The organism is Bacillus badius NBRC 15713 (genome assembly GCF_001591605.1).
Taxonomy (GTDB): Bacteria; Bacillota; Bacilli; order Bacillales; family Domibacillaceae; genus Pseudobacillus; species Pseudobacillus badius.
Genome location: NZ_BCVF01000004.1, coordinates 127,302 through 142,348, shown reverse-complemented (window position 1 = coordinate 142,348; position 15,047 = coordinate 127,302). Strand labels below are relative to the sequence as shown.

At 44.0% G+C, this 15,047-nt stretch carries 14 protein-coding genes; 11 read left to right on the top strand and 3 right to left on the bottom strand.

Going from position 1 to position 15,047, the window contains the following annotated elements:
• The first annotated feature begins 39 nt into the window (after positions 1-39).
• From dapD to BBA02S_RS03630, 7 genes are all read left to right on the top strand, one after another.
• The gene (dapD, locus tag BBA02S_RS03660; RefSeq protein WP_041099685.1) at positions 40-750 is read left to right on the top strand and encodes a 2,3,4,5-tetrahydropyridine-2,6-dicarboxylate N-acetyltransferase; all 711 of its coding nucleotides are present in this window, start codon (positions 40-42) and stop codon (positions 748-750) included.
• A gap of 163 nt (positions 751-913) precedes the next feature.
• Positions 914-2,038 (top strand): N-acetyldiaminopimelate deacetylase, encoded by a 1,125-nt coding sequence (locus BBA02S_RS03655; protein ID WP_041099687.1) that lies wholly within the window; start codon positions 914-916, stop codon positions 2,036-2,038.
• A gap of 324 nt (positions 2,039-2,362) precedes the next feature.
• Positions 2,363-2,905 (top strand): biofilm-specific peroxidase AhpA, encoded by a 543-nt coding sequence (gene ahpA, locus BBA02S_RS03650; RefSeq protein WP_041099689.1) that lies wholly within the window; start codon positions 2,363-2,365, stop codon positions 2,903-2,905.
• A gap of 90 nt (positions 2,906-2,995) precedes the next feature.
• Positions 2,996-3,451 (top strand): TlpA family protein disulfide reductase, encoded by a 456-nt coding sequence (locus tag BBA02S_RS03645; protein WP_041099691.1) that lies wholly within the window; start codon positions 2,996-2,998, stop codon positions 3,449-3,451.
• A gap of 162 nt (positions 3,452-3,613) precedes the next feature.
• Positions 3,614-4,945 carry a cytochrome ubiquinol oxidase subunit I gene (locus BBA02S_RS03640; RefSeq protein WP_041099693.1) on the top strand — a complete coding sequence of 444 codons (1,332 nt, stop codon included), beginning with the start codon at positions 3,614-3,616 and terminating at the stop codon, positions 4,943-4,945.
• Positions 4,946-4,968: 23 nt separating this feature from the next.
• Entirely contained in the window at positions 4,969-5,988 is a 1,020-nt protein-coding gene (locus tag BBA02S_RS03635; protein WP_041099695.1) for a cytochrome d ubiquinol oxidase subunit II, read from the top strand.
• Positions 5,989-6,066: 78 nt separating this feature from the next.
• The gene (locus BBA02S_RS03630) at positions 6,067-6,729 is read left to right on the top strand and encodes a potassium channel family protein (RefSeq protein WP_041099697.1); all 663 of its coding nucleotides are present in this window, start codon (positions 6,067-6,069) and stop codon (positions 6,727-6,729) included.
• 288 nt (positions 6,730-7,017) lie between these two features.
• On the opposite strand, the gene rnjA is transcribed toward BBA02S_RS03630, so the two are convergent.
• Entirely contained in the window at positions 7,018-8,685 is a 1,668-nt protein-coding gene (gene rnjA, locus BBA02S_RS03625; RefSeq protein ID WP_041099699.1) for a ribonuclease J1, read from the bottom strand.
• A 3-nt stretch (positions 8,686-8,688) separates the two neighbouring features.
• Positions 8,689-8,898, bottom strand: coding sequence for a DNA-dependent RNA polymerase subunit epsilon (locus BBA02S_RS03620; protein ID WP_041099701.1), 210 nt, complete (start codon positions 8,896-8,898; stop codon positions 8,689-8,691).
• A gap of 526 nt (positions 8,899-9,424) precedes the next feature.
• Between BBA02S_RS03620 and BBA02S_RS03615 the strand changes: the two genes are divergently transcribed.
• Positions 9,425-10,195 carry a Cof-type HAD-IIB family hydrolase gene (locus BBA02S_RS03615; RefSeq protein ID WP_041099702.1) on the top strand — a complete coding sequence of 257 codons (771 nt, stop codon included), beginning with the start codon at positions 9,425-9,427 and terminating at the stop codon, positions 10,193-10,195.
• Between the two features lie 90 nt (positions 10,196-10,285).
• On the opposite strand, the gene def is transcribed toward BBA02S_RS03615, so the two are convergent.
• Entirely contained in the window at positions 10,286-10,840 is a 555-nt protein-coding gene (gene def / locus BBA02S_RS03610) for a peptide deformylase (RefSeq protein ID WP_041113080.1), read from the bottom strand.
• 641 nt (positions 10,841-11,481) lie between these two features.
• Between def and pdhA the strand changes: the two genes are divergently transcribed.
• From pdhA to BBA02S_RS03590, 3 genes are all read left to right on the top strand, one after another.
• Positions 11,482-12,594: a pyruvate dehydrogenase (acetyl-transferring) E1 component subunit alpha gene (gene pdhA, locus BBA02S_RS03600; RefSeq protein ID WP_041099707.1), complete on the top strand. Its 1,113-nt coding sequence runs from the start codon at positions 11,482-11,484 to the stop codon at positions 12,592-12,594.
• Positions 12,595-12,597: 3 nt separating this feature from the next.
• Positions 12,598-13,575 carry an alpha-ketoacid dehydrogenase subunit beta gene (locus BBA02S_RS03595; protein ID WP_041099709.1) on the top strand — a complete coding sequence of 326 codons (978 nt, stop codon included), beginning with the start codon at positions 12,598-12,600 and terminating at the stop codon, positions 13,573-13,575.
• Positions 13,576-13,687: 112 nt separating this feature from the next.
• Positions 13,688-15,046, top strand: coding sequence for a dihydrolipoamide acetyltransferase family protein (locus tag BBA02S_RS03590; RefSeq protein ID WP_041099711.1), 1,359 nt, complete (start codon positions 13,688-13,690; stop codon positions 15,044-15,046).
• Position 15,047: the final 1 nt, after the last annotated feature.

The window sequence follows — 15,047 nt, the reverse complement described above, 5'->3', positions numbered from 1 at the left end:
TTTTCGCAATACATATGACTAATAGGAGGATTACATAGCATGAAAATGATGGATGCACATGAAATTATTTCTTTTATCAGCAACAGCACCAAATCTACGCCGGTGAAGGTATATGTGAAAGGCGAATTAGAAGGCATTGACTTCGGCCCTTCTGCGAAAACCTTTATTGAAGGCCGTTCGGGTGTAGTTTTTGGCGAGTGGTCAGAAATTTCTGAAGCCATTAAGCAAAATGAAGCAAAGGTTGAAGACTACGTTGTGGAAAATGATCGACGCAATTCTGCGATTCCGTTGCTCGATTTAAAAGGAATCAAAGCGCGTATTGAGCCGGGCGCTATCATTCGCGACCAAGTCGAAATTGGCGATAATGCGGTTATTATGATGGGCGCTTCCATCAATATCGGTTCCGTCATTGGCGAAGGCACTATGATTGATATGAATGCAGTGCTTGGCGGACGTGCTACAGTCGGGAAAAACTGTCATGTCGGTGCTGGCGCTGTATTGGCTGGAGTGATTGAGCCGCCTTCTGCCCAACCGGTGGTGCTTGAGGACGATGTATTAATCGGTGCCAATGCTGTGGTGCTTGAAGGAGTAAGAATCGGAAAAGGGTCTGTCGTGGCAGCCGGAGCTATCGTAACGAAAGATGTGCCGCCATTTTCAGTTGCTGCTGGTGCACCAGCAAGAGTGATTAAGGAAATTGATGACAAAACAAAGTCAAAAACGGAAATTATGCAGGAATTGCGCAAGCTGTAAACTGCCTGTGTCTGCGAAGGCCGGATTTCGTTAAGAAAAGAGAGAGGCTTGGTGAGGAACGGCTGTAGAAAGTAATGAGCATCGCAGATAAACGACATTTGTCAACAACTTGAAGCACGGGCTGTTTGCCCGTGCTTCTTTTTAAAGAAAGCGAGTGAAAAGAATGGCACAAAGTCCGTTTGTAACGATAAGAAGAGATCTTCATCAAATTCCGGAGCTGGGGTTTAAGGAACATAAGACGCAAGAATATATCCTTCAGTATATACACACGCTTCCCAAGGAACGGCTGGAGGTGAAAACATGGAAAACGGGTGTGCTAGTCAAGGTCAAAGGGAAAACAGGACAGCGGACAATCGGATACCGGGCAGACATGGACGGACTGCCGATTGAAGAACAGACAGGTGTACCGTTCCGCTCTTCCCGCCCAGGCATGATGCATGCTTGCGGGCATGATGTACATATGAGCATTGCCTTAGGAGTTCTCACTCATTTCGTTCATCATCCGATTGATCCAGACTTGCTGTTTCTATTCCAGCCGGCTGAAGAAGGTCCCGGCGGTGCAGAACCGATGATAGCAAGTGAAGAGATGAAAGAGTGGATGCCCGATGAAATATATGCTCTTCATGTGGCTCCCGAATATCCAGCCGGAACGATTGCGACCAAGCCGGGGTTGTTGTTTGCCAACACATCAGAATTGTTCATCGATTTAACTGGAAAAGGGGGTCACGCTGCCTTTCCGCATGAAACGAAGGATATGGTCGTGGCAGCCGCCCACTTAATTACTCAGCTGCAAACAGTCGTCTCAAGAAATGTCAACCCGCTTGACAGTGCAGTGGTAACGATTGGCAAGCTGACGGGAGGGACAGTTCAAAATATTATTGCTGAAACCGCCCGGATCGAGGGAACGATCCGCACTTTATCGGCAGAATCGATGCAAAAGGTGAAGAAACGGATTGAAGCCCTTGTGCAGGGAATTGAAATAGGCTTTGAATGTACAGCCGCTATTGATTATGGCTGCAATTATTATCAGGTGGACAATGATCCTGCTGTCACGGAGCGGTTTATTTCGTTTATGAAGAGCCAGGAAGACATTGAGCTTGTCGTATGCAAGGAGGCTATGACAGGAGAAGATTTCGGTTATATGCTGAAGGAAATTCCCGGGCTGATGTTTTGGCTGGGAGTAGGTTCTGATTATGGTTTGCATCATGCAAAGATGAATCCGGATGAAAAGGCAATTGAAGTGGGGATCCAAGCAGTATCAAAGTATTTCCAATCGCTTTCTTTCTAGCTGGAGCGGATAAGCAACAACGGGATAGGCTTCGCTTTCCTTATGATAGCTGTAAAGGTTATTATTTGGTTGGAAGGCAAGATCATGTTACACTGGGTATAAATGATGCCGTTTAAAAAAATACCATCAGGGAATAACAGTAAAGGGTGTTTTTGAGCTTGTCTGCTTATCGTTTATACTTATTTCTTTTTTAAAATTATTATAAACAATAGTTGACGTAAATACTTATATCTTTTATAATAATAAGTGTGATAAGGAAAGTAATTGAGAATACTCTTTTACTTTCTCATTTATAAAGAATTCTATTTTGGAGGGATTTTACTAATGGCAGAACGCATGGTAGGAAAACAAGCTCCACGTTTTGAAATGGACGCAGTATTGGCAAACAAGGAGTTTGGAAAAGTAAGTCTTGAAGAAAACATGAAAAACGGCAAATGGACAGTATTGTTCTTCTATCCAATGGACTTTACTTTCGTATGCCCAACAGAAATCACTGCCTTATCTGACCGCTATGATGAGTTCGAAGATTTAGATGCCGAAGTAATTGGTGTATCTACAGACACAATCCATACTCACTTAGCATGGATCAATACAGACCGCAAAGACAACGGACTTGGCGATCTTAAATATCCATTAGCTGCTGACACAAACCATATTGTGTCTCGCGACTACGGCGTGTTAATTGAAGAAGAAGGCGTGGCGCTTCGCGGCTTGTTCATCATTAACCCAGAAGGCGAACTTCAATACCAAGTAGTAAACCATAACAACATTGGCCGTGACGTAGATGAAACTCTTCGCGTGCTTCAAGCGCTTCAAACAGGCGGACTTTGCCCTGCAAACTGGAAGCCAGGTCAAAAAACTCTGTAAGAGATCTTACACAATTGAAAGTAATAAATTGTACAGGCCTAACTGATTTTGTTAGGCCTTTTTTGGAAATAACAAGGGAGGCTGTTTTTAATGAAGTTAAGAGAACCAATGCCAGAATTAGAAGGAGCTACTGCCTGGTTGAATGGCGAAGTGACGAAATCTGAGTTGGTGGGCGAAAAACCAACATTGATTCATTTCTGGTCAATCAGCTGCCATTTATGTAAAGAAGCTATGCCGAAAGTAAATGAATTCCGCGACGAATACAGTGATAAGCTGAACGTAGTCGCTGTGCATATGCCTCGTTCTGAGGATGATCTGGACCTTGAAAAAATTAAAGCCGTGGCTGAAGAACATGGCATTACACAGCCGATTTTTGTAGACAGTGAGCACAAATTGACAGAAGCGTTTGAAAACCAATACGTTCCTGCTTATTATGTGTTTGATAAAGACGGCAACCTTCGCCATTTCCAAGCAGGAGGAAGCGGAATGAAGATGCTTGAGAAACGCGTGAACCGTGTTCTAGATGAAATGGAAAAAGAAGCTTAATTATAAAAAAGCCAGCCGATGAGCTGGTTTTTTATTAAAGAGAGTTTGTGAAAAAAGTCACAAAATCTTCAAGAAGCTTTCTTTCTTTCCTCATAGCGGACGTTTAGAATGGAGAGAACAGGCAAAATATATTCAATACTAAAAAATTGGGGAGGTCTCTTTATGGAACTGGATAGTGTCATGCTCAGCCGAATGCTGACTTCAATGACATTGGCATTTCATATTATTTTCGCTACCATCGGCGTAGGGGTCCCTATTATGATTTCTATCGCCGAATTCATAGGCATTAAAAGAAATGACCCTTATTATCTATTGTTGGCGCGACGCTGGGCGCGCGGCTTTACGATTACGGTAGCGGTTGGTGTGGTGACAGGAACGGCCATTGGCCTTCAGCTCTCGCTTCTTTGGCCGAGCTTTATGGAGGTAGCCGGCCAAGTGATTGCCCTGCCTTTATTTATGGAAACCTTTGCTTTTTTCTTTGAAGCTATTTTTCTCGGTATATATTTATATACTTGGGACCGGTTTAAAAATCGAATGACGCATTGGCTGTTGACCATTCCGGTAATGATTGGGTCTTCCGCCTCCGCTTTGTTTATTACAACTGTCAACTCTTTCATGAATACACCGCAAGGATTTGACCTGGAAGGCGGAAAAGCGGTAAATATTGATCCGATAGCTGCTATGTTCAACCCGGCTACCCCTTCGAAGGTTTTTCACGTATTAACGACATCTTATATGACTGCCGCTGCTGTGCTCGCTGCTATAGCCGCCTTCGCTATTATTAGAGGGAAGCGGAGTGAATATGAGAGAAAGGCCTTGCGCCTGACGATGATTTGCACCTTTATTTTTTCGATCCTTACTGCAGTGGCAGGGGATGTATCCGCCAAGTTCCTGGCTGAAGTGCAGCCGGAAAAACTGGCCGCTGCCGAGTGGCATTTTGAAACAGAAGAAGGGGCTGACTTGATCTTATTCGGCACGCTGGACGAAAATAACGAAATCAAATATGAAATCCGGTTGCCGAAGTTTTTAAGCTTTTTAGCCGGTAACTCGTTCGATACGAAGGTGATTGGTCTGAACGAATTTCCGGAAGATGAGCGGCCGCCGCTGTGGGTACATTACATGTTTGACCTTATGGTGTCCATCGGCTTTTTCGTTCTTGCCGTTTCCGGTATCTACATTTTACTGGACAAAATCAAACGGTTTAATCAGCTGAATAAGCCATTGCTGTGGATGATTGTTGCGTCCGGCCCGCTGGCGATGCTGGCGATTGAATTTGGCTGGATTTACGCTGAAGTAGGACGCCAGCCATGGATATTGAGAGGGTATATGAAAGTGTCAGAGGCCGCCACTACAGGTGACGGTGTCGGGCTCACGTTTATCTTGTTTGCTCTTCTTTATCTGGTGCTCGGAGTGATTTGCGTCTTTGTATTGATTCGCATGTTTAAAAATACGCCGGCAGAAGCTGAACTGGAACAGCGCTTCCCGAACCTTTGATTATGTAGAGGAGGATGAGAGAAATGAATTTAGAACTTCTCGGCATTACGGTTCTATGGACATTTTTATACGGCTATTTGATCGTTGCGTCCATTGATTTCGGTGCCGGCTTTTTCGCTTATTACGGAAAAATCACAAAGAAAGATCATTTAATTAATGATTTAATTTCCAGATACCTATCGCCGGTTTGGGAAGTAACAAATGTTTTCTTTGTGTTTTTCTTTGTAGGAATTGTCGGCTTTTTTCCAAGCACGGCTTACTATTTTGGAACCGCACTGCTGATTCCTGGCAGCATCGCCATTATTTTGCTGGCGATTCGCGGGTCATTTTATGCGTTTAATAATTACGGTTCCCGCAACAGCACGGTTTATTTATTTTTGTACGGGGCGACGGGGCTGCTGATTCCGGCTTCGCTGTCTACTGCGCTGACCATTTCTGAAGGCGGATTTTTAAAAGTGGAAAACGACAAAGTTGTGTTTCTTGCGAAAGAATTGTTTGCGAGCCCCTATTCCTGGAGTGTAGTTGCTTTATCTATCGTGTCCGTTTTATTTATTAGTGCGGCGTTTTTAACGTACTATGCTGATCGGGCTAACGATAGGGGAGCGAGGGCGATTTTGCGCAAATTCGCTTTGTTGTGGAGCCCGCCGACAATCATTGCCAGCCTTTTAGTGTTTGTTTCACTGCGCGAGCATAACCCTGTCCACTTTAACAAGGCTGTCAGCGAATATTGGTGGATGTTTGCCCTATCACTTATTTGCTTTATGATCGCTTCTTATTTGATTTATTTGAAAAGAAATTTTGGAACTGCGTTTATATTCGTTATGCTGCAATTTTTCTTCGCCTTCTTCGGCTACGGTGCCTCCCACTTGCCTTACATTTTGTATCCGCATGTGGTTTTGCATGAAAGCGTCACGAATGAAACGATGGCCGTGGCTCTTGTTATAGTCTTTGTGCTGGGATTGCTGCTGCTCGTTCCTTCCTTGTATTTGCTGATGAAGCTCTTTTTGTTCGATGCCGATTATGTAAAAGGAAAAAAACAGTAAGCAGACTATCGTACAGCCTGGTCTTCTATGATAGAATGATCAAGTAATGAACTTCGATGAACTAGTGGAGGAATTCATGTGAAAAAAGAGTTTGTGGTAATAGGGCTTGGTCGTTTCGGCGGCAGTATATGCCGCGCGCTTTCGGAGCAAGGGATGGAAGTCATGGCGATCGATGTCGATGAAGACCGCGTGAATGAATTTGCAGCTATTGCCTCACATGCCGTTGTAGCCGATACAACCGATGAGTCGGTGTTAAAAAGCCTGGGCATCCGCAATTTTGACCATGTAATTGTAGCGATTGGGGACGATATTCAATCCAGTATTCTAACAACCTTAATGTTGAAGGAAATTGGTGTGAAAAAAGTTACGGCAAAAGCACAAAATGACTACCATGAGAAAGTGCTCAGAAAAATTGGCGCCGATCATGTCGTTCATCCGGAGCGTGATATGGGGCGCAGAATTGCCCATAATATGATCTCTAACAATGTACTGGATTACTTAGAGCTGTCTGATGAGCATTCGATTATGGAAATTGTAGCGAATAGAGTGCTTGCAGGGAATTCATTAATTGATTTAGATATCCGTGCGAGATATGGCATCAATATAGTTGCCATTAAGAGAGGCAGGGAAATTCTTGTTTCTCCTCAAGCAGATGAAAAAATAGAAGAAGGGGATATCTTAATCGTAATCGGTGCAGATTCTGATATTAACCGCTTTGAACAAAAAGTAATGAACGCTTAATTTTCAAAGATCCAGCCCGAGGCTGGATCTTTCAGGCTGTGGATAAACTTCGAGAGAAATCGAAGTTTACCTGCAGCTTTTTTATTTTACTGGCGGTTGGGCACGGATGATCTTCATTCGCAGCGGGAGGTGAGCCTGAAGAAGATGGGCAGCTGCCCTTGACAACACCCAAAAAGGTTCTCAATCCTCTGCTTGGACAATTTTCCCGTCAACCTCTAACCGCCAACATCAAAAAGGGGCTGTCCCTCAATAGGTTGATGGGACGGCCCCTTGCATAGACTGATTGAGTTATACTTCCATGATAATTGGAAGGATCATTGGACGACGCTTTGTTTTTTCATACAGGAACGGAGAAAGCGTGTCGATGATTTCATTTTTGATCTCTGACCATTGGGTCGTTTTCTGGCTGAGCATGCGGTGAATATGCTTGTTGAGCATGCTTTGTGCCTCGTAAATTAAATCGCCTGATTCGCGCATGTAGACAAACCCGCGCGAAATAATGTCAGGACCTGCTTCCACTTTATATGTTTCCATATTGATGCTTACAACTACAATCACAAGTCCTTCTTCGGAAAGAATGCGGCGGTCGCGCAAAACAATATTGCCGATGTCGCCAATGCCGCTTCCGTCAATATAAACCGAGCCTGAAGGAATTTTGCCGGCAAGCTGGGCAGAGTCTTTGCTAAGCGCCAGAACTTCTCCGTTGTCCATAATAAAGCAGTGATCTTCCGGAACACCGCAATCGACAGCCAGTTGAGCGTGCATCTTTTGCATCCGGTATTCTCCGTGAATGGGCATGAAGAATTTAGGTTTAATCAAGCGCAGCATCAATTTTTGTTCTTCTTGGCTTCCGTGGCCTGATGTATGGATGTTGCTCAGTGAACCATGGATGACATCAGCCCCCGCACGGAAAAGAGAATTAATGGTACGGTTAACGCTGATCGTATTGCCTGGGATCGGCGATGAAGAGAAAACGACTGTGTCGCCGGGCTGAATCTGAATTTGCCGGTGCGTTCCATTGGCAATTCTGGAAAGAGCAGCCATCGGTTCTCCTTGGCTTCCTGTACAAAGAATCGTTACTTGGTGAGCCGGCAGACGATTCAGCTGCTGATTATCAACGAACGTATCTTTTGGACAGCGAATATAACCTAAATCTTGTCCAATATTAATGGCTGCTTCCATGCTTCGCCCGAATACAGCTACTTTTCGGCCGTTTTCTACAGCTGCCTCTACGACTTGCTGAAGTCGGTGGATATTAGATGCAAACGTCGCAAAAATGATACGGCCTTCCACTTTTCTAAAGATGTCTTGAATGCTTTCGCCTACCCGGCGCTCAGACATTGTGAAGTTTGGCACTTCGCTGTTCGTGCTGTCGGAAAGGAGGCAAAGCACTCCTTCTTTGCCGATCTCAGCCATTTTCGTTAAGTTCGCCGGCTCGCCGACTGGTGTGAAGTCGAATTTGAAGTCACCCGTGTGTACAATGTTTCCCGAAGGAGTCTTAACGACAATACCGTAGGAGTCTGGAATGCTATGAGTGGTACGGAAGAACGTCACAGATGTTTTTCTGAATTTGATGACGTCATCTTCATGGATTTCATGCATCCTTGTTTGGCGCAGCAGGCCATGCTCTTCCAGCTTGTTTTTAATTAAGCCAAGGGCTAATTTTCCCCCATAGATTGGTACATTTACTTGCCGGAGCAAATAAGGGATGCCGCCAATATGGTCTTCGTGTCCATGAGTGATAAATAAGCCTTTGATCTTATCGGCATTTTTCTCTAAGTACGTGTAGTCTGGGATGACATAATCAATGCCGAGCAATTCATCTTCCGGGAATTTAATTCCGGCATCAATTAGGATAATTTCATCCTGGAATTGTACCGCATAGGTGTTTTTTCCGATTTCACCCAAACCGCCAAGGGCAAAAACGGCTGTTTGATCATTTTTAACAGCTTTCATAAGTTAGAGCTTCTCCAATCGGTAATTTGGCGATTGTTGTTCGTAAGCTAAATATGGTCCTTCAATCGCTTGGACGTATTCAATGTTATAAGGGCGGTTTTTTAATGCCTGACGTACTTCCCGTTCCGAAGCCGCCTCTGCATAAAGGGCTTTCGTGTTTTCGCGTATAGTCACTTCACTTCTGCTTTCTTGATAGTACACTTTAAAGATCATTTGTTTCTCTCCTTGTCCGGTTAATATATCAAAACTGTGCACCTGAAAGGATCAGGGGACAGCTCCTCTCCTGTGTTTAGGACTGCCTGGGAGGCAGTCAGCTTTTCTTTATTATAAAGAATGTTTGCTATTTTTTCATGTTTTTCATATTCTTGCTTTCATTTAGATAGGAATAGACGAAAGTAATCATATTTATACACAAAGACAGCCCTTCATAAAGGAAGGGCTACACCATTCTTTATTATGCGATTGATTTTCTTCTGAGCATATCTCTCCACTGTTTGACAAGCTTCTTCTTTAGCTTTTTTAACATAGTGGATCACTCCTTACTGTTATTTTACCATAAGTTTGTATAAATAAAAAGGGGAACGGGAGGGTGCTGCCCAATACTTATTTATTAGTATGAGTAAAGACGGTTCTAATTAGGCGTGGTAATAAACACCAAAGGAACGGCGCCTCGTTGACTTTCATCAGAAGTTGGGATAGCTTTGAGAAGGAATATGTACAGGGAAGAGGAGTTGTTTGTATGGCGAAAATCGTATTTTTTGATATAGATGGAACGCTACTGGATGAAGAGAAGCAGCTGCCGGCAAAGACGAAAGAGGCTGTTCAGCTGTTGAGGGAGAAAGGGGTCTATACAGCGATTGCCACAGGACGGGCACCGTTTATGTTTGCTGATTTGCGGAAAGAACTTGATATCCATTCCTTCGTCAGCTTTAATGGCCAATATGTCGTCTTTGAAGATGAGGTCATCTATTTAAACCCGCTTGCCGCTGACTCATTGGACAAATTAAATGAATATGCAGCCGAGCAAGGGCATTCGCTTGTCTATATGGATGGAGAAGTAATGAAGGCTAACCGGCCTGATGATGCCTACGTCAATGAAAGTATTTCTACGCTGAAATTCCCTTATCCTGAGGTGAATCCAGATTTTTATAAAGAAAAAGAGCTTTACCAGACACTCGTTTTTTGTGAAGAAAAAGAGGAGGAAAGCTACCGTGAACAATTTCCGGAATTCTCATTTGTCCGCTGGCATCCCTATTCTCTTGATGTTTTGCCTGCAGGAGGTTCGAAGGCGGAAGGAATTAAAAAAATGATGGAGCGGCTGGAATTCAAGCGAGAAGATATTTACGCTTTCGGTGACGGATTAAATGATATTGAAATGCTGGAATTTGCAGGTACAGGAGTGGCAATGGGGAATGCGCTTCCGCCGGTCAAAGAAATGGCCGACATGGTAACAGAGGATGTAGCCGAAGACGGCATTTATCTTGCCCTAAAAAAACTGGCGCTTCTATAGAAAATAAAAAACTCGCGGATGCTAATTAAAGCAGCCGCGAGTTTTTTTATTCAGTTGCTCGAGAGCAGTCTGTTCTCCCTTATCTAACAGTTAACGTTCAATAGGCGAAGACCCTTCTGCCACAGTAAAAGGATTCTGTGGATCAATATGATCATAAAACATTACGCCGTTTAGATGGTCAATTTCATGCTGAGCAACAATAGCAGGAAGGCCTTTTAAGCGCAGCTTTAGTTCGTTCCCGTCAGCATCCATTGCTTTTATTGTCACACGTGCATATCTGTGTACATATCCAGGGACATCTCTGTCTACTGATAAGCAGCCTTCTCCGGAAGCGAGATAAGCCTTTTCCACAGAATGGCTCATGATTTTCGGATTAATCAGGGCATGACTGATTAAGTCACCGTGTTCATCGTGGACTTGGATGGCAATGATTCGTTTAGACAGGCCGATTTGCGGAGCTGCCAGGCCAACGCCAGGCCGCAATCCAAACTTTTGGGCGATTTCAGGATCTTGGCTATTTTGCACATATTCAAGCAAATTTTTAGCGGTTTTCTTATCTTCCTCACTTAACGGCAGAGTGACATCCGCCGCTTTTTCTCTTAGCACGGGATGACCTTCCCGGACAATATCTTTCATTGTAATCATAATGCGTACCTTCTTTCCTTGAACCAATGTCTACAGACAGTTTATCAAAAAAACAATCCGTTGTTAACGGAACAGCCCGCTGTTTTGGAAGAATAAAGGAGATGAGGAAGAAAAGTAAGCGTCAATCATGCTTGGAAAAAGCAGCCGTGCCTATCAAAGGGGAAAGAGTGAAATCGCCGGCACCAGAAATGGCGAAAAGCAGGCAGGCAGATGTTAAACAAATAGAGGAGCAGGAACCGGTAAATTTTCCGGTTTTTTTTCTTTTTCAAAGGGAAAGGATATACATGTACAAATGCACAAAAGCGATTTCGAGAAAAACTACTCTATAACAGTTGCGAAAAATAAGTTTTTTTATAGTACAGATATTTTTAGTGCAGTAATACAGTTTTAATGAAAAGGATTGTGGAAAAACAACAACTCCCTGTTCGGCAAGGTAAATTTGTTTGACTTTCAGCGGGCCGATATTATAGACTTATCTCTGTAAACAAGTTGTTGTACTAGTGCATATGAATAAACAACTAGTACAGTATTGACGATAAATCATCCCATCTGAAGAAATCGTGCCACAGAGAAGATTACAGGATGGCTTGTTGAGGCAGGAAGATCAGGCACAATAAAAAGAGAAAGGATAGGTGGCTTTCATGAGTGCTAAAAAGAAGGCACAATTTGATGCAAAAAAGACACTTGAAATGATTGAAGACCAATTTGAAATGGTCCAGATTTTAAACGAAGAGGGCAAAATTGTTAATGAACAAGCAATGCCTGACTTAACAGATGAACAATTAGAAGAGCTGATGACGCGCATGGTGTACACGCGTATTCTTGATCAGCGTTCTATTTCATTAAACCGTCAAGGGCGCCTCGGCTTCTACGCGCCAACAGCCGGTCAGGAAGCTTCTCAAATTGCTTCTCACTTTGCTTTGGAAAAAGAAGACTGGATTTTGCCGGGTTACCGCGATGTTCCACAAATCGTTTGGCATGGACTTCCTTTATACCAAGCCTTTTTGTTCTCCCGCGGCCATTATCATGGAAACCAAGTGCCTGAAGGCTTGAACATCTTGGCACCGCAAATTATTATCGGAGCTCAATATATCCAAAATGCCGGTGTGGCGCTTGGACTTAAGAAGCGAGGCAAAAAAGCAGTAGCAGTTACATATACAGGAGACGGAGGTTCCTCACAAGGGGATTTCTATGAAGGCATTAACTTTGCGGGTGCGTTTAATGCTCCTGCGATTTTCATTGTCCAAAACAACCAATTTGCGATCTCAACGCCGCGCGATAAACAAACCGCGGCAAAAACGATTGCCCAAAAAGGAATCGCTGCGGGCTTGCCAAGCGTACAAGTAGACGGAATGGACCCGCTGGCTGTTTATGCTGTTACTCGTGAAGCCCGCGAGCGTGCCTTAAACGGCGAAGGACCAACTCTTATCGAAACTATGTGTTACCGTTACGGTCCGCATACCATGGCAGGGGACGATCCGACACGTTATCGTACGAATGATATGGATACTGAGTGGGAGAAGAAAGATCCGCTTGTTCGCTTCCGCAAGTATCTCGAAGGCAAGGGTCTATGGAATGAAGAAAAAGAAACAGCTGTGATTGAACGGGCAAAAGAAGAAATCAAAGCAGCAATTAAAAAAGCGGATGAAACACCGAAGCAAAAAGTAACCGATTTAATGGTTCATATGTACGAAGAAATGCCTGCAAATTTAAAAGAACAGTATGAAATCTATAAAGAGAAGGAGTCGAAGTAAGCCATGGCGCAAATGACAATGATCCAAGCTATTACGGACGCTCTGCGCACAGAACTGAAGAACGATGAAAATGTATTGGTCTTTGGGGAAGACGTTGGAGTGAATGGAGGGGTTTTCCGGGCAACGGAGGGTCTCCAAAAAGAATTCGGTGAAGATCGTGTATTTGATACACCGCTTGCTGAATCCGGGATTGGCGGGCTTGCTGTTGGACTTGCTCTTGAAGGCTTCCGTCCGGTTCCTGAAATTCAATTTTTTGGTTTCGTATATGAAGTAATGGATTCTATTAGCGGCCAATTAGCCCGCCTTCGTTATCGCTCAGGCGGCAGCTATCCTGCACCGGTAACAATTCGCTCTCCATTTGGAGGCGGCGTTTATACACCGGAACTTCATGCTGACAGCTTAGAAGGGCTTGTTGCTCAACAGCCAGGCTTGAAGGTTGTTATTCCATCTTCACCTTATGATGCAAAGGGCTTGTTAATTTCTGCTATTCGTGACAATGATCCGGTTATTTTCCTTGAGCATATGAAATTATACCGTTCTTTCCGTCAAGAAGTGCCGGAAGAAGAGTACACAATTCCGCTTGGAAAAGCCGAAGTGAAGCGGGAAGGAAAAGATCTTTCCATCATTACTTACGGGGCAATGGTTCATGAGTCGATCAAAGCAGCAGAAGAACTGGAAAAAGAAGGTTATTCTGTAGAGGTGATCGATCTTCGTACGATCCAGCCTCTAGATATAGATACGATCGTCGCATCTGTGGAAAAAACAGGACGTGCTATTGTAGTTCAGGAAGCTCAGAAGCAAGCGGGAATCGCAGCAAATGTGGTAGCGGAAATTAATGACCGGGCCATTTTAAGCTTAGATGCCCCTGTTTTGCGCGTCGCTGCTCCGGATACGGTTTATCCGTTTTCACAAGCTGAACCAGTATGGCTTCCAAACTTCAAGGACGTTATCGAAACAGCGAAAAAAGTACTTGAATTTTAATCACAAGTAGAGGGCAGGACAGATGATCTCAAGCTTATGGCGAATAGACTTGAGATCTCTCCTCATCTAACCGTTGTGAACAGAATGAACTTCAATTAGGAGGGTGAAGACTTTGGCATTTGAATTTAGATTACCTGATATCGGTGAAGGTATTCACGAAGGCGAAATCGTCAAATGGTTCGTAAAACCTGGCGACAAAATTGAAGAGGATGACATCCTCTGCGAAGTGCAAAATGATAAAGCAGTCGTTGAAATCCCTTCCCCTGTTACAGGAACAGTAGAAGATGTATTAGTGAGTGAAGGAACGGTAGCAGTTGTCGGTGATGTGCTTGTTAAAATTGACGCTCCTGGTTATGAAGATTTACAATTTAAAGGCCATGGGGACGAAGAGGAAAAAACAGAAGCACAAGTTCAATCAACAGCAGAAGCCGGCCAGGATATGAAAAAAGAAGAAGTGCCTGTCCAAAAAGCAGAAACAACAGGAGCAGGCGCCCAGCCGGCAGCTCAAGAAGCACATGTGGATCCGGACCGCCGCATCGTAGCTATGCCGTCTGTTCGCAAATACGCGCGTGATAACGGCGTAGATATTCGCCAAGTAGCGGGCTCAGGCAAGAACGGCCGTGTGCTGAAAGAGGATATTGACAGCTTTATCGCTGGTGGCCAGAAAGCTCCAGAAGAGCCAGTGGCCAAACAGGAAGCTGTACCTGCTGCTGAACAGACAGCGGACAAAGCGAAGGCTGCTGCCGCCCCTGTTATTCCGGAGGGCGAATTCCCGGAAACACGCGAAAAAATGAGCGGTATCCGCAAAGCGATTGCGAAAGCGATGGTTCATTCGAAGCATACAGCACCGCATGTTACTTTGATGGATGAAGTGGAAGTATCTAAGCTGTGGGCTCACCGCAAGAAGTTCAAAGCAGTAGCTGAGGAAAAAGGAATTAAGTTAACCTTCCTTCCATATGTGGTCAAAGCTTTAACAAGCGCGCTTCGTGAATATCCGGCTTTAAATACGTCACTCGATGACAATACAGATGAAATTGTTCACAAGCATTATTACAATATCGGTATCGCAGCTGATACAGATAAAGGGCTGCTTGTTCCAGTTTTGAAAAATGCTGACCGCAAATCCATGTTTACGATTTCAAATGAAATTAATGAACTGGCAACTAAGGCACGCGATGGCAAGCTTTCGCCAGCTGAAATGAAAGGCGCATCTTGTACCATTACGAATATTGGTTCTGCCGGCGGACAATGGTTTACTCCAGTAATTAACCATCCTGAAGTGGCTATTCTAGGCATTGGCCGAATTGCTGAAAAACCAGTTGTAAAAAATGGTGAAATTATAGCCGCACCTGTGTTAGCATTATCATTGAGCTTTGACCACCGAATGATTGATGGGGCAACAGCTCAAAATGCGCTTAACCATATTAAGCGTTTATTAAATGATCCAGAACTTTTATTAATGGAGGCGTAAT

What these genes read in the sequence shown, in the direction of transcription:
- BBA02S_RS03620 (WP_041099701.1), bottom strand. Translation starts at nt 8,898, where the DNA reads ATGATCTTTAAAGTGTACTATCAAGAAAGCAGAAGTGAAGTGACTATA.
- dapD (WP_041099685.1), top strand. Translation starts at nt 40, where the DNA reads ATGAAAATGATGGATGCACATGAAATTATTTCTTTTATCAGCAACAGC.
- ahpA (WP_041099689.1), top strand. Translation starts at nt 2,363, where the DNA reads ATGGCAGAACGCATGGTAGGAAAACAAGCTCCACGTTTTGAAATGGAC.
- pdhA (WP_041099707.1), top strand. Translation starts at nt 11,482, where the DNA reads ATGAGTGCTAAAAAGAAGGCACAATTTGATGCAAAAAAGACACTTGAA.
- def (WP_041113080.1), bottom strand. Translation starts at nt 10,840, where the DNA reads ATGATTACAATGAAAGATATTGTCCGGGAAGGTCATCCCGTGCTAAGA.
- rnjA (WP_041099699.1), bottom strand. Translation starts at nt 8,685, where the DNA reads ATGAAAGCTGTTAAAAATGATCAAACAGCCGTTTTTGCCCTTGGCGGT.
- BBA02S_RS03635 (WP_041099695.1), top strand. Translation starts at nt 4,969, where the DNA reads ATGAATTTAGAACTTCTCGGCATTACGGTTCTATGGACATTTTTATAC.
- BBA02S_RS03645 (WP_041099691.1), top strand. Translation starts at nt 2,996, where the DNA reads ATGAAGTTAAGAGAACCAATGCCAGAATTAGAAGGAGCTACTGCCTGG.
- BBA02S_RS03640 (WP_041099693.1), top strand. Translation starts at nt 3,614, where the DNA reads ATGGAACTGGATAGTGTCATGCTCAGCCGAATGCTGACTTCAATGACA.
- BBA02S_RS03655 (WP_041099687.1), top strand. Translation starts at nt 914, where the DNA reads ATGGCACAAAGTCCGTTTGTAACGATAAGAAGAGATCTTCATCAAATT.
- BBA02S_RS03615 (WP_041099702.1), top strand. Translation starts at nt 9,425, where the DNA reads ATGGCGAAAATCGTATTTTTTGATATAGATGGAACGCTACTGGATGAA.
- BBA02S_RS03595 (WP_041099709.1), top strand. Translation starts at nt 12,598, where the DNA reads ATGGCGCAAATGACAATGATCCAAGCTATTACGGACGCTCTGCGCACA.